Genomic DNA, 17,550 nt, shown 5'->3' with positions numbered 1-17,550 from the left:
GTCAGTCGATCGGCATGACAAAGGGGTTGCCTTCAAAGGCATTTGCACCGCGGCCGATGCCCCGGATGGCGTCGATCATGCGGCCATCACGGCCGAGGATCTTGTCGCCCATCGCAACAATCCGGGCGTTCGGTGTGGCCGACGGCGACCGCGTCCGAAGGATCTTCGCAAGATCGTATTCATTCGCATTCGGGTTGAGCGCACAAGCTGCCACATAGGCACCGGCCGTCGAGCGGCTGATGCCTGCCCAGCAGTGTATCACCAGCGGTTCCTGCCGGTCCCAGGATCTCACGAAGGACAGAAAAGCCTCCACTTGCCTTTCACTGGCCGGAACCAGCCCCTTCACCGGCGTTACAATGTCGTTGAAGGCAAGAAACAGATGGCGTTCCGGCAAGATACCGACAGGGGTCGGCACGCTCATTTCGGCGTTGATCAGGGTGATCACGGATTTGGCGCCGGTGGAGACCACCGTTTCGGGCAATTTCGACAGGGAACAAACGTGCAGCATGACAGAACCGGTTCTTCGTATCCGTCAATAAACTAGGGTCATTCGTGGGCAAGGTCACCCGTTAGCTTGTCTGCTTTTCGGGTTGTTCCCAGCTTCGCGCAGGGCTTCGATCTCTTCAAAGCGCTGCATGAACATTTCCTGGGCAGATTTCACCGGCAGAGGCTCAAGGCCGTAACGCAACTTGCCGTTCGCATCGAGCGGAAAACCACGTGGCTTGCCGAAAATCTTGGCAGCTTCGTCTTCGTCGAAACCGGCCAGTTCCACCGCCTCGAAATAGGCACAGATGATGTCGGCGCGCTTTGCGAGCTTCTTCACGGCCACGGGAATTGCCGCAGGCAGACCGAACCGCAGGTGGATTGCCCCCTGCAGGCGGGATTCCACCCCCTTGTAGGCTTCACCGATGACGGACTTGAAGGGGGATATCATGTCGCCGATGACATATTCCGGCGCATCATGCAGCAGAACAGCCAGGCGCCAGTGCGGCGGCAGGTCCGGTTTCAGCATCATGGCGATGTCTTCAACGATCAGCGAATGTTCCGCGACCGAGAAGGCATGGTTGCCATAGGTCTGTCCGTTCCAGCGGGCGACACGGGCAAGGCCATGGGCGATGTCGGTGATCTCGACGTCGAGCGGTGAGGGGTCCAGAAGATTGAGCCGTCTGCCGGACAACATGCGCTGCCAGGCGCGCGGGGGCTGGTCGGTTCGGGCAGAGGCCATCGGTCCTCAAAGATCTCGCGGTTTCAGTCCGCGGTGCTGGGCTCCGGCAAGGAAAACGATGCCCAGTCGGGCACCTTGACCAGAATCTCCGCGTCACCGCATTGCAGAGGGATGCCGTTGTCCTTGGCTTGGGCTACCTTGTCAAGACGGAGCAGGGCAAGGCCCACAGCGCTGTCGCCGGTACCGGCACTGGACCCGAGCGCCCCGACGGATTTGCCGCCGGCCATGATATCGGCGCCCTTTTCGGGGAGCATCGCGCCGCTTTCGATCTGAACGAACCGCTTGCGGGCGCTGCCCCGGTGCTGCATGCGCGAAACCACTTCCTGGCCGACGTAACATCCCTTGGAAAAGGAGACACCGCCAAGCTGATCTAGATCGGCATCGTGAGGGAAAATATCCGAGTAGTCGTAGTCTTTCAGACCTTCCGGCACGCCTTTTGAAATGCGGTGAAGATCATAGGCCGCAACGTCCGCGGGGGAACCATCGAGCATTGCGGAAAGATCAGCCACTGAAGCGGCTATGCGCATCCCGAGGGCTGGCAGCCGCGGATCCGTGACGCAGGCCAGGGCTGCCTCCAGACCAAGGTTCAAAGCGTTGCCCGCTTCCGAAGCGTCATCCCAAACCGCAATCACTCCGACGTCTTCCGACAGCAGTTCCAGTTCCACCTTTGCCCGCAGCCGATAGAATGTCAGCCGTTTCAGAAGGTCGGCTGCCGTTTCTGATGGGGCATCCAGCAGATACCCGGTTTCGACGCGGTAAATCAGGAAATCGAACAGGATCTTGCCCTGGGGCGTCAGCAGGGCACCTGCGCGTGCGCCATCTTCCGTCATGCCGTCGATATCTGCCGTCACCAGGTTTTGCAGGAAATGCTGTGCCTCGGCACCGCCAACGCGGATCAACGAGCGGTCGGACAGATGGGCATAGGACAGGGTCGACACGGCAGGCTCCATGGAACGGATGACTGATTCAGACAGGTTGTCTGGCCAGTTTCACTTGAGTGCCACATAGGCGCTTTCCCCACCGTGGGCAAGGTTCTGAATCTGTCGGCCCCTGTCTGGTCCTTTGCCGCCGGGCCGCGTATAAGCCCGTTAAACCGACCTGCCGATAAACCCGAATTAACGCGGAGGAGCCACATGAGCGCGACCTATGACCTGATCCTGAAGGGCGGAACCGTAGTCAATCAGGACGGCGAGGGGCAGCGTGATGTCGCTGTTCGCGGCGGCCGGATTGTCGGCATAGGCACCTTCGACGCTTCACAGGCAGGCGAAACGGTCGATTGCACGGGCCTGCATGTCCTGCCGGGCGTCATGGATACCCAGGTGCATTTCCGCGAGCCCGGTCTCGACCACAAGGAAGACCTGGAATCCGGTTCCCGTGCTGCCGTCATGGGCGGCGTCACCGCGGTCTTCGAGATGCCGAACACCAATCCGCTGACGACTTCCGAGGCAGCCCTTGCCGACAAGGTGCGGCGCGGACACCACCGCATGCACTGCGACTTTGCCTTCTGGGTCGGCGGAACGCGGGATAACGTCAAGGACATTCCTGACCTGGAACGACTGCCGGCGGCAGCGGGCATCAAGGTGTTCATGGGGTCTTCCACCGGCGACCTTCTGGTGGAAGACGACCAGGGCGTGAAGGAAATCCTGTCCGTAACCCGCCGCCGGGCGGCCTTCCACTCCGAGGACGAATTCCGCCTGCGCGAACGTCAGGGAGAACGTGTTGAAGGCGACCCAAGCTCCCATCCGATCTGGCGTGACGAGATCGCAGCGCTCCAGTGCACCCAGCGTCTTGTGGGCATTGCGCGCGAAACCGGCGCCAAGATCCACATTCTGCATCTGTCTACGGCAGAGGAGGTCGATTTCCTGATCGACCACAAGGATGTCGCCTCCATCGAGGTGACGCCGCACCACCTGACATTGACGGACGAAGCCTATCACCGGCTGGGTACGCTGGTTCAGATGAACCCGCCGGTGCGTGCACCGCGCCACTCGGAACGTCTCTGGTGGGCCTTGCAGCAGGGCATTCTCGACATCTTCGGTTCCGATCATGCCCCGCATCTTCTGGAAGAAAAGCAGAAGCCCTATCCGGCGTCCCCGTCCGGAATGACCGGTGTGCAGACGCTGGTTCCGATCATGCTGGATCATGTCAACGCAGGCCGCCTCAGCCTCGCGCGTTTTGTCGACATGACCAGTGCAGGCCCGGCCCGTCTTTTCCAGACGGCGCTCAAGGGCCGGATCGCAGTCGGCTATGATGCCGACTTCACCGTGGTGGACATGAAGCGCAAGGAAACGATCCGCAACGAGTGGATTGCCTCCAAGTGCGGCTGGACACCTTATGACGGCAAGGACGTCACCGGCTGGCCGGTTGGCACTGTTGTCCGCGGGCAGCGCGTCATGTGGGACGGCGAGCTGACGACACCCTCGCGTGGCGAACCCGTCCGTTTCCTGGACGGACTGAAAGCCTGAGAAAAGCCGCTTCTGCGGGAACCGTTGGCGTGAATGGGCCGTTTTCCCCATTCAGGCCCCGTTCACGTTGCGGCTGCTAGCTGTACAAAATGTGATGTGAATAACAGCCGCGAGCTGGGTAATGTGCGACTTTGCGGCTGAAAGGTCGAAGGAAACCAATAAGTAACCGTGTTTCCTAACCCGATCTACACAGATGTTGGTTACAGTTTTAATCGAGCTTTATGGGTATTTGCGTTGGGGAGCTCAGGGATGTTGTCATTGGAAATGAATAGCCGGAGCAGGCACAAGCGCTCGCTGCTCAACTTGACCGGTGCCGCAGTTATTTCGTTCGCCGCCATGTCGGCCGCATTCGCGCGTGACGCCGCTCCGGAAACGGATGTGGCAAGCGAACCGCCATTGCACATGCTGGTGTCGCTGGACGAGCAGAAGATCAAGGTCTATCGCGGCCTTGATCTGATCGAAGTGTCGTCGATTTCCTCCGGGAAGCGCGGCCACAGCACACCGACCGGTGTGTTTTCCATTCTGGAAAAGAGGCGCAAGCACTTTTCCAACCTCTACGACAATGCGCCGATGCCATTCATGCAGCGTCTGACATGGTCGGGTATTGCCCTGCATGTCGGAAGGTTGCCCGGCTATCCGGCTTCGCACGGTTGCATTCGTCTTCCGAAAGCATTTGCACAGTCGCTTTACAGCATGACCGAGCGCGGCATGCATGTTGTCGTGACACGGGGCGAGGCGAACCCGCTTGGTGTGCATCACGCTGTATTGCCGCAGCCCTATGTGCCTGAAACCGAGGTCGCAAGCCTGACGGACGAGACCATTGCAGCCGATCCGGCTCTGCGTGGTGCCATTCAGGAAGCGCCCCTGCAGGCTAACCTGCCGGCAGTACAGCCGGAAAATCCTTATTTCGATCAGCCTCTTCGGATGATCATCACGCCGCAGAAAGCACCAAGCCGCATTCAGGTGCTGCAACAGCTGCTCAACCAGATGGGCTTCAATGCCGGTCCGGAAGACGGTGTCATGGGCCGCAAGACCCGTGCAGCAATCAGCCTGTACCAGGAAGGTGCCGAACTGCCGGTAACCGGTCAGCTGACCAATGCGCTTGAGTTCCGCATCCATGCCGATGCCGGATACGAAGAGCCGAAGAATGCAACGCTGCGGATCCGTCGCAAGTTCCGCGATGTCTATTCCGCCCCTGTCTCGATCAAGGATATCGACCAGGAAATCGGAACGCACGTTTTCACTGCCATGGATTTCAAGCCCGGTGACTCGTCGGTCGAGTGGATGGCGGTATCTGCCGAAGGTGAACGCGGTGGCGCGTCGATGGACGTTCTCGACCGGATCGAGATGTCCAAGAAGGTCGCGCTTGAAGTTTCCAGGATGCTGACCCCGGGTTCGTCCCTGACGGTCACGGACCGAAACTTCACCCGCAACACGGGTCTTGGCACCGACTTCGTGGTTATCACGCGCTAGGTTCGGATCTCCCAACGGTCTGGACGGAAACACAGCCCCCGCTTCGGCGGGGGCTTTTTTGTTTCGTTTCCGCTGGGGAGGAAGGCTTCCCATCGACGAAGACGCTCCTGACTGCTGAGGCAGGTCTTCACTGGCGGTTTATTATCCGGATAACGGCTCGTTTCTCCGCAAACGTCACCAAACTGTCGCGTCCGTCACGTATCGGAAGGCAGTTTATTGGCGCAGGTGACTCGGGAGAAAGACATGGCGCAGAGCACGCTTACCGCATCGAAGAAACGTCTCAAGAATGCGGTTCACCGTTCCGAAGCCACCTCCAAGGACGGTTTTCTCGAGCGCCTGTTCACATTCGCTTTCAAGGGCCTTGTCTATCCGCAGATCTGGGAAGATCCGGATGTCGACATGAGAGCTCTTCGCCTGACGCCGGACTCCCGAATGATCACGATCGCGTCGGGCGGCTGCAACGTCATGTCCTACCTGACGGCAAATCCGGCCGAGATCACTGCGGTGGACCTCAACCGTGCACATGTGGCGCTGGGCCGGCTGAAACTGGCGGCAGCCAAGCATCTGCCGAATTACGAGATCTTCTACAGGTTCTTCGGCGAAGCAGACGAAAAGGCCAATGTTGCCGCCTATCAGCGGTTCCTGAAAGACAAGCTCGATCCTGAAACGGTCGCCTACTGGGAAGGCCGTGACATGGCCAATTGGGGCCGCAAGAGGATCACGCTGTTCTCGCGCGACCTCTATCATCACGGTCTGCTGGGCTATTGCATCGGCGCGGGACACCTGGTCGCAAGGCTCTATGGCATCGATCCGAAGCACATGGTCAAGACCAGGTCGCTGGAAGAACAGCGCACTTTCTTCGATACTGCACTGGCACCGCTGTTCGACAAGCGTCTGGTGCGCTGGGCTACGTCCAAGAAGATGTCGCTCTACGGCCTCGGCATTCCGCCGGCGCAGTATGACGCCCTGGTATCGGCCAGTGCCGAACGCGACATGTCTGCGGTTCTGCGTCAGCGGCTTGAGAAACTCGCTTGCGACTTCTCCATGCAGGACAACTATTTCGCCTGGCAGGCCTTCGGCCGTGGCTATGCTCCAAGCGGTCAGGACAGCACTGGGCCGGCCGGGCCGTTGCCGCCATACCTAAAGCGCGAGCATTTCGAGGAAATCCGTCAGCGTGCGGGCCGTGTCCGTGTGCTCAATCGCAATTTTACCGAACACCTTCAGTCGGTTCAGGACAATACGCTTGACGCCTATGTGCTGCTGGACGCCCAGGACTGGATGACAGACCATCAGCTCAATGCACTCTGGACCGAGATAACGCGGACCGCGCTTCCAGGTGCCCGGGTCATCTTCCGCACCGCTGCCGAACCGACACTTCTGCCGGGCCGCGTATCCGACCAGATCCTGAACCGCTGGACCTACGAGGAAGAGGAAAGCCTGGAGCTTGGCCGTCAGGACCGCTCCTCCATTTATGGTGGCTTCCATCTTTATGTGTTCAACGGCTAAGCTGGCCGTCCTGCGTACGGAAACATAGCGTCATGACCCAAGCCGTCGAAACAGCCCGGCTGATGGATGCCGTCTATCGCCATCAGCGCCATTTTTACGACCTGACCCGCAAGTTCTACCTGCTCGGGCGCGACAAGCTGATCCGCGAGCTTCAGCCGCCGCGAGACGGCGTCGTGCTGGAACTTGGCTGCGGCACCGGCCGGAACCTGATTGCGGCTGCAAAAGCCTATCCGGACGTTCGTTTCTACGGTCTCGACATTTCCAGGAACATGCTGGAAACCGCCCAGAAGAACATCGACAAGGCAGGCCTGACAGACCGGATCACGCTTGTGGAAGGCGATGCCGCAAACCCGGCGGCAACGGAAGGTTTTGGTGTTCCGGCTTTCGACCGCGTCTTTTATTCCTATACGCTGTCCATGATCCCGATCTGGCGCGAAGCATTGGCGGCAGGTGCCGCGCGGCTGGCGCCGGACGGGCGGATCCACGTGGTCGATTTCGGTCAGCAGGAACGCTTGCCTGGCTGGTTCAAGCGCGTCCTGTTTGCCTGGCTCAAATCCTTCCACGTATCTCCACGAGCCGACCTGGAAGGCGAGTTGAAAGCCCTGGCTGCCAGCATCGGCGCAGTTGCCTCTTTCCATCGCCTTTACGCCGGCTACTCGGACTATGCGGTGATCTCGAAATCGCGGTAACCGAAGCACGCGACAACACGTCGGATCGCTACAGAACCGGCGTCGAAGTTACGGACACCCCTGTTCGGCCCAAAGCCGCAACGCATTCTTGAAAGTGCCGCCATAGGGGTGCTGTTTCTCGATGGTTCTGGACTTGTCTGCGACATAGGTCTTGGCCTGGTCGCACAGGTTCGCCTGCTCCCATTGATGACAGGCGGCACAAGTCTTGTCCTTCCAGACCGCTTCCGGCAGGCCCTCGATCGGTGGAAATTTCGGCGATCCGGTGATCAGCTCCGAAATGCTTCGGGTGGCGATATCCGGCTCTCCCATGGCAAGGGGGGCGTTGAATGCTATGACGGCTGACGGTTCCCCCGGCTCGGCGGCAGGTGAGCCTTGCTCGGCGATGGCCGGCGCGTCTTCCTGCAGCGGCTGACTGGCGACCGGGTCCGTGCTCTGCTCCTTGTTGACGATCGTTTGCAGCTCCAGGCGTGCGAGTTCGGCAAAGGCACCGTTCGGATATGCGTCCAGATAGGTTTGATAGGCGCTTGCGGTTCCCTCCCGGCGCGCTGTTTCGATCATGTCACGCTCGCTTGTCTGAGGCGTGGCAGGTTCGGATTCCTGTTGTGGGGCAGGTGTCGCCTGCGCGGTGGGCTGCGTTTCCTTCTCCATCAGAGCCGTCAGGAGTTCCCTGGCTTCTGCGGAGTATCGGCTGTCCGGGTGCGCGCGCAGGAACAGGAGGACCTGCAAGGGGTCCTTGCTGAGTTTCACCGTGTCCCAGATCTGGCGCAGCTCGACTTCCTCGGCAGAGGGAGCCTTTGCCGGGACAAACTGAAAATCAACGGTGAGGGAGGATGTATCCCACGGGGTCTGCTGGTTGCCGGTCTCCTTCAGAACATCGACCCGCACCGCCTTGAAAAGGGTTTCGACGGGCATGCCAGGTGTCGGCATGTGCCGGGCCAGCGCTTCGGTGAAGGGGCTGTTGCCGCCGATACCATCAAGCGCGATGTCGCCCGGTGCGGTGGAATAGGAGAGGAAGGTGCCTCTGGGGGCCTTCATTTCTGCCAGACCGTTGTCGCTGAGGTCCGGGATGGAAACGAACGGATTGTTTCGGCAGGCATCCAGAATGACGATGTTGGTCCGGTTCCGTGCCGAGAACATCTGCCGCAGAACGGCCTGCGCAGGGACCCCGACCAGGCTGAGGTCGGCAGCGTCCTGAAGTTCGATATCGACCGGAAGGAGAAAGTTTGCACCGAACGATTGCACGCCGTGGCCGGCATAATAGAACAGCCCGGTTGCGTCCTCGCCCGCGGCTCGCAACTTGCTGCCGAACTGCGAAATCGCCGTGATCATCTCGTTCTGGCTGGAGTCGGTGACGAGGGTAACCTCGAAGCCGACCTTGCGCAGCGCGTCGGCCATCAGGCTTGCGTCGTTTACCGGATTGTCCAGCGGCGTCACGGTCGTGTAAGCGCCATTGCCGACAACCAGAGCCAGCCGCGGTTCCGCGTGAGCCCTCTCAGACAGCGCGCCAATGGTCACTGTCAGTGCCAGGAGGATTGCGATTGCAAAGCGGTGCATGTTGGACCTATTCGACAACGACAAACTCTATCCGCCGGTTGCGTTGCTTTCCTTCCGCGGAGGTGTTCGGAGCGACGGGACGGCTTTCGCCATACCCGACACTCCTGATCCTGCTGTCGGGAACGTTCTTGGAGACAAGATACTGCTTGACCGCGCCCGCCCGGCGTTCGGACAGGGCCAGGTTCGATGTATCGCTGCCATCACTGTCGGTATGTCCTCCGACTTCAATGGTCAGCTCCGGGCATCTCATGATGATGTCAACGAGGCTGTTCAGGAGTGGCTGGCTTCGCGGATCAAGCTGCGAACTGCCGCTTGGAAAGTAAATGTTGTCCGTGCGGGACAGGATCTCGAACCGGCCGGTGCAAGCCTCGTTGTCCAGGTTGCCTTCCGGTTCAAGCGCGGTGCTTGCAGCTGGCTGAGAAGCGGCCGCCTGCTGGGTCTGGTCGTCGGCATCATCCTCGTCCGTTTCGCCCGATTTGCGGGCGAAGACGAAATCGAAGGAGACCGTTGCCGATGGCACGATGACGACGCCGGCGGCTTCCTCGAGCTTCTTGATACCGCCACCGAGGGCGAAGTCGGAAGCTGCAACAGACACCGGCGCGGTGCTCGAAACGGCAACCAGGTCTTCGCTCAGATAGGTCACCGTAACATTGGCCTCGAACGGTTTTGAGACGCCGTGAAGGTTGAGATTGAAGGCAAGCGGGATCGTCTTGCGTTTGACGGTCGGAAGATCAGCCAGGGCTGACGCATCAATTTTCGTCGAGATGACGGCTTCAGGGAACTCGAACGTTTCGAAGAAGAGAAACCGCATGCGCACGTTTCTAAGGTCGATTTTCGTATCGATCGAGTCAAGAAAGACGCGGACGCTGGCGTTGCCGGCATCGTCTATGCCGCCTTCAAATTCCGCGAAAGAACTGGATTCAACGATGGTCAGGTTCTTGACCGACTGGAAGCGCAGGGAAGAAGCATCCCGTTGCAGGGTCCAGCCGCCTTCAAAGAATTCTTCCGATGCATTGGCAGGCGACTGAATAAGGACCACTGTTACCAGCGCAAGGAAGAGCATTTTCCAGGCGAACCGCACACCATTCATCTTCCTACCCCTTCAACCCGGACGGCGTTGATCGCCAATTTTCGTAGCGTCCTGAAAGTTTTACAACGTCAGCGGGGGAATGCAACGGGCCGCTGCCGGGTTTCCCGTATTGGTCGCTCGGGTTGGTAAAGAAGCCGGCAGGCCAATGGTCCGCGATATGTGTCAGCGATAGGTCCGCTCCTCTATCGGCGTCAGCCTTATCTTTTCCAGCAGCATGTCCAGAAGAGCCTGTTCGGCGCGGTTGAGTTTCGCCTTGGGGTTCCAGACCACATGAACGTCGATCTCCGGCAGCGCGTCATAGGGTGGGAGTTGCCACAAAAGACCCTCTCGAATATCCCGCTTGGCAACGTGGACGGGCAAGGGGCCGATGCCCAGTCCGGCAATGATCATGCGCCGGACTTCTTCCAGGTTGGCCGATGTGCCGACGATCCGGTCTTCAAGATCCGCTTCCGCCCGCATCAGCGTTACCGGACGAAGGGCGTCTTCCAGCCGGTCGGTCACGAAGCTGACAGCGGACTGGCCGGCAAGATCGGCCTTTGTCAGGTTGGTCTTGCCGTAAAGCGGGTGAGGCGGACCGCAGAAGAGGCCGAAAAACTCCCGGAAAAGGCGCAGGTACTCAAGCTTTGGATTGCGTTCGCGCACCAGGCAGACGGCGAGCGAAGCCCGGCGGGACGTGACGGCTTCCAGTGCGTCCTTGCTGGCCGAAACGTTGATGGTGAGTGTTGCTGCCGGGTGCCGTTCGTGAAACTCGCGCAGGGTGTCGTCATAGAGCGGCGAAACCACGTGACTGGCCATGGCGATTTCGACGTGGCCGCGGATCTCGTCGGTGACGTCACGCATCAGGGTCCCGAGCCTCAGGATGGAACCCTGGATCTCGATGGCTTCCTTCAACAGCAATTCGCCGGCTTCCGTCAGCTCGAACTGACCCGGCTTGCGATTGATGAGCTTGCGTCCCAACCGGTCCTCCAGCCGCTTCAGTGCGCTGGAAACGGTGGGCTGCTTGAGGCGCAGTCTGTCAGCCGCCCGCGTCACACTTCCGGACTGGGCCAGGACGATGAAGGTTCTCAGCAGGTTCCAGTCCAGTTCGCGGGCAAGCCGTTCCGCCTGGATCGGGCGTAATCCATCAGCCATTGATTAGATCTATAGTTATAATTTTCATTATCTATTTGATCAATGAACACCTGCCTGCGACGCTGAAGTCAAGCAATTTTGACAAGGCATCTGGCAGGGTTTGAGCGCATGAGCGTCGAGGCGCGGGAAAAACGACAGCCATGGATACTCCTTTCCCCTGCGCTCACAGCAGTGGGGCTGCTGCTTTTCGTGCCGCTTGTTTTTATTGTCGTCTATTCGTTCTGGCTGCGCACGGCCACGGGCGCTGACCAGGCGGGCTTTTACCTGGACAACTGGAACGAGGCGCTGACCGATCCCTTCTATCGGGACATCCTGCTCGGTACCCTGCGGATTGCCGCCATCACCACATTTGCCTGTGCCGTCATGGGCTATCCGGCGGCTTATTTCATTGCCCGTTCACGTGGCAACAAGGCCTTGCTGCTGCTGTTGCTGATGCTGCCGTTCTGGATCAGCTACATCATCCGGACCATGTCCTGGATCAACATCCTGGGTGTATCCGGTGCGGTCAACTGGGCCCTGCTCAACCTCGGCATCGTCTCCGAACCGGTCCAGATGCTCTACAACGAGCCGACCGTGATCCTCGGCCTCGTGCATTTCCTGCTGCCCTTCATGGTGTTGAACGTCTATGTGGCGCTGGAAGGGATCGATGTTTCGCTGGAGGACGCGGCCTGTTCCCTCGGCTCCACCCGCTGGCAGGCATTCCGGGAAGTCACCTTGCCGCTGTCCCTGCCGGGGCTCGCCGCGGGAGGTCTGCTCTGTTTCGTACTGAGCGCCGGCACCTACATCACACCGCTGGTTCTGGGGGGGCCGACGGACGCCATGTTCGCCAACCTCGTTTTCGAGGCGATCATCACACAGCTCAACTGGCCGCTCGGCTCTGCGCTCTCGCTCATGCTGCTCGCCGTCCTCGGCGCCCTGGTGCTGATCTACAACCACTATCTCGGCATGGGCCAACTGATGAAGGGGCTTGGCTGATGGGGTGGCAACTGATCCGGGCCTATACGCTGCTGGTCTATCTGTTCATGTTCCTGCCGGTCGCGGTGGTGGTTCTGCTCAGCTTCAACGCCAGCCAGTTCGGCAGCTTTCCGATGACCGGCTTCTCGTTCCGCTGGTTCGTCGAACTGGCCGGAAACGACGCCATCCTGCGGGCGTTCCAGACCTCGATTGTCCTTGGTGCCCTGACCGCGCTGATCTCCACGACACTTGGCGTTCTGGCAAGCCTTGCCCTGGTGCGCTACGAGGTGCCCGGCCGCAACCTGATCTCCACCCTCCTGATTGCGCCGATCCTGGTGCCGGAGGTGGTGCTGGCGGTCGCCTTGTTGCTGTTCCTGAATTTCCTGTCGATCAACAAGAGCTTTTTCCTGCTCCTGATGGGGCACGTCATCTTCACGCTGCCCTTTGTCATTCTGGTGGTGCAGGCCCGCCTTGTCGGCATCCGCCGCGACTACGAGGAAGCCGCACTCAGCCTTGGCGCCAGTCCCGTGCAAGCCTTCTTCCAGATCACGCTGCCACTGCTGGCCCCGGCGGTCTTCGCCGGTATGCTCTTCGCGTTCACCATCAGCTTCGACGATATCACCGGCACCTTGTTCTGGAAGCCGGGCGGTGTCGAAACCGTGCCCACCCAGATCTTTGCCATGCTGCGCAATTCCATCTCCCCGGAGATCAACGCGCTCGGCACCGTGATGATTTTCCTGACCGTCGGCCTGCCGCTTCTCGGGCTGGCAATCGCCCGGCGGATGGCCATGCAGCGCGGCGGTTAGAACCGCGCGATCAAAGCAAGAAACCGACACAAGAACCAGAGTGGAAAACAAGATGGACAATACCAAACGCTATGAGCGTCTGCGCGAACGCTATCTCAACGGTGATCTCGACCGCCGCAAGTTTCTCGGTCTGATCGGGGCAGCCGGTCTGGCCTACGGTGTGCAGACACCCTTTGCCCGCCATGCCATGGCCGCGACGGAGGAAGTCCGCTTCGATGGTTGGGGTGGGGTCGTCTCGGAAGCCTTCCGCAAATATGCCTTCGATCCCTACACCGAAAAGACCGGCATCAAGGTTGTCGATGGAACGTTCGGCGGCGGTGATGAATATCTGTCGCGCGTCAAGGCCAGCCAGGAAGGCGAATACAATATCGCTCACCTGTCAGGCGTCTTCGACTACGCACGCTATGTCAATCTCGGGCTGAACTCGACGCTCAACGAGGACAACATCCCGAACCTGAAATACGTGATCCCGAAACTCACCGACGTCTTCCGCGGTGTCACCGACGGCAAGCTGTCCTGCGTGCCTTATGACTACGGCACTACAGGCATTGCCTATAACCGGAAATACATCTCCGACGACGAAGCCAAGGAAAAGGGTGCAAAGCTCCTGATCGACGAAGCCTACAAGGGCAAGATCGGCGGCTGGTCCGACTGGCGCACCCGCATCTGGTACGCATCGCTGCAGACCGACCAGGATCCGAACAACGCAACGGATATGGATGCCGTCTGGCAGGCTGTGCGCACCAACCGCGACCTGCTGTTGAAATACTGGCAGTCCGGCGCGGAACTGATGAGCCTTCTGGCCGAAGAGGAAATCTACGTTACCGAGGGCTGGTCCGGCCGGATCTACGCCCTTCAGGAGCAGGGCCATGACATCGGCTATATCGATCCGCCCAACGGTTTCGGCTGGCAGGAATGCCTGTTCGTGATCAAGGGCTCGCCCATGGAAGCTTGCGAGGAACTTCTGAACTTCATGCTGGCGCCCGAAACCTCGATCGCGGTTGCCGAAGGCCAGAACTACCCGCCGGCGCTTGACCCGACAAAGGTTGATCTCGGCAAGAAGATCCCGACCCTTCCGGCGTTCGATCCGACGGGCACGCTTGACGGTCTGACCTTCGCCAATCCGGAATACTGGAACAGTCACGAACAGGACTGGTCCAAGATGTTCGGACGGATCCAGAAGGGGTACTGAGCCCGGTACGGCCCCATCACTGACCCAGCACCTTCCGGCAGTTGCTGCCGGAAGGTCGTCTTCTCCCCAGGACCTGGAGAATTTGCGTGAGCGCGGTTTCCCTCAACAATATCGTCAAGAAGTTCGGTGGCTTTACCGCCGTTCACCGGATGAGCATGGACATCCCGGACGGAAGCTTCGTAACGCTGCTCGGCCCTTCCGGATGTGGCAAGACGACCACCCTCAGGATGATCGCCGGTCTCATCGACCCTTCCGAAGGCGACATCACCATCAAGGGTCAACGCATCAACGACGTGCCGATCCACAGGCGAAACCTTGGTCTCGTCTTCCAGAACTACGCGCTCTTTCCGCACAAGACGATTGCCGAAAATGTGGCTTTCGGCCTGAAATACCGCGATATCCCGAAGGCGGATGCCGAAAAGAAAGTGCGCGATGCGCTGGAACTGGTTCAGCTGCCCCATGTCAGCGACCGTTATCCCAAGCAGCTTTCCGGTGGTCAGCAGCAACGTATCGCGCTGGCTCGTGCCATCGTCATAGAGCCGGACGTGCTGCTTCTGGACGAACCGCTGTCCGCGCTCGACGCCAACCTGCGCGAGGACATGCGCGTCGAGCTGAAGCGCATCCAGCACCAGATCGGCATCACCACCGTTTTCGTTACCCATGACCAGTCCGAAGCGCTCGCCATGTCCGACCGGATCGTGGTGATGTCCAACGGACGTGTGGAGCAGATCGGCACGCCGCAGGAGGTTTACAACACGCCTGCAAGCGAGTTCGTTTCGCGCTTCCTGGGCATCTCCAACATTCTGCCAGCGACGTGCCAGGCCGTGAACGGGCAGGAGCTGTCCCTTGAACTGCCTTACTTCGGCAAGATCAATGTGCCGAGGGAAAAGGCTCCCAATCTTTCGCAGGCCGGTCCTGCACAGCTTGTTATCCGGGCTGAAAAACTTCTGCTGGCGGAAAAATCCTCTCCGGCGGATGATCGCATCGCGCTCGACGGCAAGGTCGAGGCGGTGGACTACCAGGGTCAGGCGGCACGGTATTTCGTGCGTGTCGGCGACCAGCAACTTCAGGTGATCAACATGATCGATCAGCACCCTTTCGAGGAAGGCTCGGACGTCTCCGTTCGCTTCCGTCCGCGCGACTGCGCAGCCCTGCCTGGAGCTGCTTCATGAGCCGTCCGCAAACTTCTCATCTGTTCTATCAGTCTCGTCAGCGCCGGCCTGTTCTGGACCAGGCGCGCGGTGTCTACATGTGGGACGTCGACGGCAAGCGCTATCTCGACGGTTCGTCCGGGGCGATGGTCTGCAACATCGGCCATTCCAACCCGCGCGTGCTGGAGGCAATGCGCAAGCAGATGGACAAGTCCACCTTCGGTTACCGCCTCCATTTCGAGACAGAGCCTGCGGAGCTGCTTGCCGCCAGGACCGCCGCACTGGCACCCGAGGGACTGGAAAAGGTCTTCTTCGTTTCCGGTGGGTCGGAAGCGGTGGAGAGCGCCATCAAGCTGGCCCGCCAGAACGCCATCGCGATCGGCCAGGCGCAGCGTTACAAGATCATCTCGCGCGAACCGAGCTATCACGGCTGCACGCTTGGCGCTCTGGCCCTGACAGGCTATGCACCCCTTACCGCGCCGTTCGACCCCATGATGCGGCCGATGCCGAAGATCCCGGCACCGCGCGCCTATCTCGACGGGTTGGATCCGGACGACGAGGCAACGGGCAGACACTACGCCGACATGCTGGAGGCAAAGATCCTGTCCGAAGGCCCGGAAACAATCCTGGCCTTTATTGTCGAGCCGATCGGTGGCGCCTCCACCGGCGCGCTCGTGCCGCCGAAGGGGTACATGCAACGCATTCGCGAGATCTGCACGCGTTACGGCGTCCTGCTGATCCATGACGAGGTCATGACCGGTGGCGGGAGGACCGGAAAGTTCTTCGCCGGTGAACACTGGAATGTCGATCCGGATATTCTGGTGATTTCCAAAGGCTTTGCTGCTGGTTATGCGCCTCTGGGCGCCATGATTGCGCATAAGGACATCGTCACCAACGTGCTCGACAATGGCGGTTTCCTGCATGGTTTCACATATGCCGGCAATCCGCTTGCCTGCTCTGCCGGTCTGGCGGTGCTGGAGGAGATCGAGCGGGAAAATCTGTGCCAGAACGCAGCCGAGACCGGGGCGCTCCTGAAGAGCGAACTGAAAAAGCTGATGGACCGCTATTCGATCATCGGCGACGTACGCGGCGAAGGGTTGTTGCTGGCCTTCGAACTGGTCGAGGACCGTGCAAGCCTGAGACCGCTCGCAAAGGAACTGAACGCCTTCAACGAACTGGTCGATATTGCTTATGAGAACGGCCTTATCATCTATTCCCGCCGGACGCGGGGCGGCTACAGCGGCGACCACTTCCTGATTGCGCCCCCCATGATCTCGACACCGGATCATGTAGCCGAGATCATCGAAGGCCTCGACCTTTCTCTCCGCCAGTTTCTCGACAGGATTTCGCAGCAACAGGCCAGAGCCAGCTGACATTCAAGACATGACAGACAAGATCATCATCACCTGTGCCGTCACGGGCTCCATTCATACACCCACCATGTCGCCTCACTTGCCGGTGACGCCTGCCGAGATTGCAGGCCAGGCAATAGGTGCTGCCGAGGCGGGCGCCGCAATCCTGCATCTTCATGCCCGAAATCCGGAAACCGGCCAACCGTCGGCGCGGGAGGCCGACTTCATGGCCTTCCTTCCGGAGATCAAGGCGGGCTGCGGCGCGGTGCTCAACCTGTCCACCGGTGGCAGCGCCATCATGAGCCTGGAGGACAGGCTTGCCGGTCCGCTGAAGGCAGAGCCGGAAATGTGCTCGCTCAACATGGGCACAATGAACTTTGCGCTCTATCCGCTGGCCGACCGTTACGACGCGTGGGTGCATGACTGGGAGCAGCCTTTCCTGCGCGGAACGGATGATCTCGTCTTCAAGAACACACCGCGGGATATCGAATTCGTGCTGACACAGATGGGCCAGCAGCGCGGTGCGCGTTTCGAGTTCGAATGCTACGACGTTGGGCATCTTTACATGCTGCGCCACTTCGCCGACCGGCGTCTCGTCAAGCCGCCGTACTTCATCCAGTTCGTCTTCGGCGTTCTGGGCGGTATCGGTGCGGACCCGGAAAACCTGCAGCACATGAAGCGGATGGCGGACAAGCTTTTCGGCGACGACTATATCTTCTCCGTTCTTGCTGCGGGCCGACAGCAGATCCCTTTCGCCACCATTGCTGCCAGCATGGGCGGGCACGTCCGTGTCGGGCTGGAGGACAATCTCTACATCGCCAAGGGTGAGCTGGCCCGCTCCAACGCGGAGCAGGTCACCAAGATCCGCAAGATTGTCGAGGAACTAGGGCGAACGGTCGCAACACCGGAAGAAGCCCGGCAGATGCTGGGCCTCAAAGGGGCCGGCGAGACGGCCTTCTGAT

16 protein-coding genes are annotated in these 17,550 nt (G+C 60.0%); 10 read left to right on the top strand and 6 right to left on the bottom strand.

Annotated elements, in window-relative coordinates; all coding sequences use genetic code 11:
• Position 1: 1 nt before the first annotated feature.
• Genes ACYQ6M_RS18970 through ygfZ form a run of 3 tightly spaced genes read right to left on the bottom strand, consistent with a single transcriptional unit; the run spans position 2 to position 2,163 of the window.
• Positions 2 to 508, bottom strand: coding sequence for a tyrosine phosphatase family protein (locus ACYQ6M_RS18970; RefSeq protein WP_460075002.1), 507 nt, complete (start codon positions 506 to 508; stop codon positions 2 to 4).
• Between the two features lie 54 nt (positions 509 to 562).
• Positions 563 to 1,225 carry a YfbR-like 5'-deoxynucleotidase gene (locus ACYQ6M_RS18965; protein WP_152504542.1) on the bottom strand — a complete coding sequence of 221 codons (663 nt, stop codon included), beginning with the start codon at positions 1,223 to 1,225 and terminating at the stop codon, positions 563 to 565.
• Between the two features lie 23 nt (positions 1,226 to 1,248).
• Positions 1,249 to 2,163 carry a CAF17-like 4Fe-4S cluster assembly/insertion protein YgfZ gene (gene ygfZ / locus ACYQ6M_RS18960; RefSeq protein WP_460074999.1) on the bottom strand — a complete coding sequence of 305 codons (915 nt, stop codon included), beginning with the start codon at positions 2,161 to 2,163 and terminating at the stop codon, positions 1,249 to 1,251.
• Positions 2,164 to 2,358: 195 nt separating this feature from the next.
• Between ygfZ and ACYQ6M_RS18955 the strand changes: the two genes are divergently transcribed.
• The 4 genes from ACYQ6M_RS18955 (at position 2,359) to ACYQ6M_RS18940 (ending at position 7,358) form a co-directional block, all read left to right on the top strand.
• Positions 2,359 to 3,690: a dihydroorotase gene (locus tag ACYQ6M_RS18955; protein WP_460074998.1), complete on the top strand. Its 1,332-nt coding sequence runs from the start codon at positions 2,359 to 2,361 to the stop codon at positions 3,688 to 3,690.
• 264 nt (positions 3,691 to 3,954) lie between these two features.
• The gene (locus tag ACYQ6M_RS18950) at positions 3,955 to 5,163 is read left to right on the top strand and encodes a L,D-transpeptidase (RefSeq protein WP_023001921.1); all 1,209 of its coding nucleotides are present in this window, start codon (positions 3,955 to 3,957) and stop codon (positions 5,161 to 5,163) included.
• Between the two features lie 243 nt (positions 5,164 to 5,406).
• The gene (locus ACYQ6M_RS18945; RefSeq protein ID WP_055657939.1) at positions 5,407 to 6,669 is read left to right on the top strand and encodes a BtaA family protein; all 1,263 of its coding nucleotides are present in this window, start codon (positions 5,407 to 5,409) and stop codon (positions 6,667 to 6,669) included.
• A gap of 32 nt (positions 6,670 to 6,701) precedes the next feature.
• Positions 6,702 to 7,358, top strand: a complete 657-nt coding sequence (locus ACYQ6M_RS18940) for a class I SAM-dependent methyltransferase (RefSeq protein WP_289807226.1) — start codon at positions 6,702 to 6,704, stop codon at positions 7,356 to 7,358.
• Positions 7,359 to 7,406: 48 nt separating this feature from the next.
• Here ACYQ6M_RS18940 and ACYQ6M_RS18935 read toward each other — a convergent pair whose 3' ends face one another.
• From ACYQ6M_RS18935 to ACYQ6M_RS18925, 3 genes are all read right to left on the bottom strand, one after another.
• Complete coding sequence (locus ACYQ6M_RS18935) at positions 7,407 to 8,912, bottom strand: caspase family protein (protein ID WP_460074995.1); 1,506 nt, start codon at positions 8,910 to 8,912, stop codon at positions 7,407 to 7,409.
• A gap of 7 nt (positions 8,913 to 8,919) precedes the next feature.
• Entirely contained in the window at positions 8,920 to 10,002 is a 1,083-nt protein-coding gene (locus ACYQ6M_RS18930) for an OmpA family protein (protein ID WP_460074993.1), read from the bottom strand.
• A gap of 162 nt (positions 10,003 to 10,164) precedes the next feature.
• The gene (locus ACYQ6M_RS18925; RefSeq protein ID WP_023001916.1) at positions 10,165 to 11,133 is read right to left on the bottom strand and encodes a LysR family transcriptional regulator; all 969 of its coding nucleotides are present in this window, start codon (positions 11,131 to 11,133) and stop codon (positions 10,165 to 10,167) included.
• A gap of 108 nt (positions 11,134 to 11,241) precedes the next feature.
• On the opposite strand from ACYQ6M_RS18925, the gene ACYQ6M_RS18920 reads away from it, so the two are divergent.
• The 6 genes from ACYQ6M_RS18920 to ACYQ6M_RS18895 all read left to right on the top strand — a co-directional run bounded on the left by ACYQ6M_RS18920 (position 11,242) and on the right by ACYQ6M_RS18895 (position 17,549).
• Entirely contained in the window at positions 11,242 to 12,108 is an 867-nt protein-coding gene (locus ACYQ6M_RS18920; protein ID WP_031269698.1) for an ABC transporter permease, read from the top strand.
• Positions 12,108 to 12,893, top strand: coding sequence for an ABC transporter permease (locus tag ACYQ6M_RS18915; RefSeq protein WP_077290682.1), 786 nt, complete (start codon positions 12,108 to 12,110; stop codon positions 12,891 to 12,893). The genes ACYQ6M_RS18920 and ACYQ6M_RS18915 overlap by 1 nt, the downstream gene beginning before the upstream one ends.
• A gap of 52 nt (positions 12,894 to 12,945) precedes the next feature.
• On the top strand, positions 12,946 to 14,085 hold the full coding sequence (locus tag ACYQ6M_RS18910; RefSeq protein WP_062491878.1) for an extracellular solute-binding protein: 1,140 nt from the start codon (positions 12,946 to 12,948) through the stop codon (positions 14,083 to 14,085).
• Between the two features lie 86 nt (positions 14,086 to 14,171).
• Positions 14,172 to 15,257 (top strand): ABC transporter ATP-binding protein, encoded by a 1,086-nt coding sequence (locus tag ACYQ6M_RS18905; RefSeq protein WP_460074990.1) that lies wholly within the window; start codon positions 14,172 to 14,174, stop codon positions 15,255 to 15,257.
• Positions 15,254 to 16,609 (top strand): aminotransferase family protein, encoded by a 1,356-nt coding sequence (locus ACYQ6M_RS18900; RefSeq protein ID WP_023001911.1) that lies wholly within the window; start codon positions 15,254 to 15,256, stop codon positions 16,607 to 16,609. Before ACYQ6M_RS18905 ends, ACYQ6M_RS18900 begins: the two co-directional genes overlap by 4 nt.
• A gap of 10 nt (positions 16,610 to 16,619) precedes the next feature.
• On the top strand, positions 16,620 to 17,549 hold the full coding sequence (locus ACYQ6M_RS18895) for a beta-keto acid cleavage family enzyme (RefSeq protein WP_460074988.1): 930 nt from the start codon (positions 16,620 to 16,622) through the stop codon (positions 17,547 to 17,549).
• Position 17,550: the final 1 nt, after the last annotated feature.

Source organism: Roseibium sp. ROS1 (assembly GCF_054658215.1).
The sequence above is the reverse complement of the archived record's forward strand: the minus strand, read 5'-3'. Positions and strand labels throughout refer to the sequence as shown.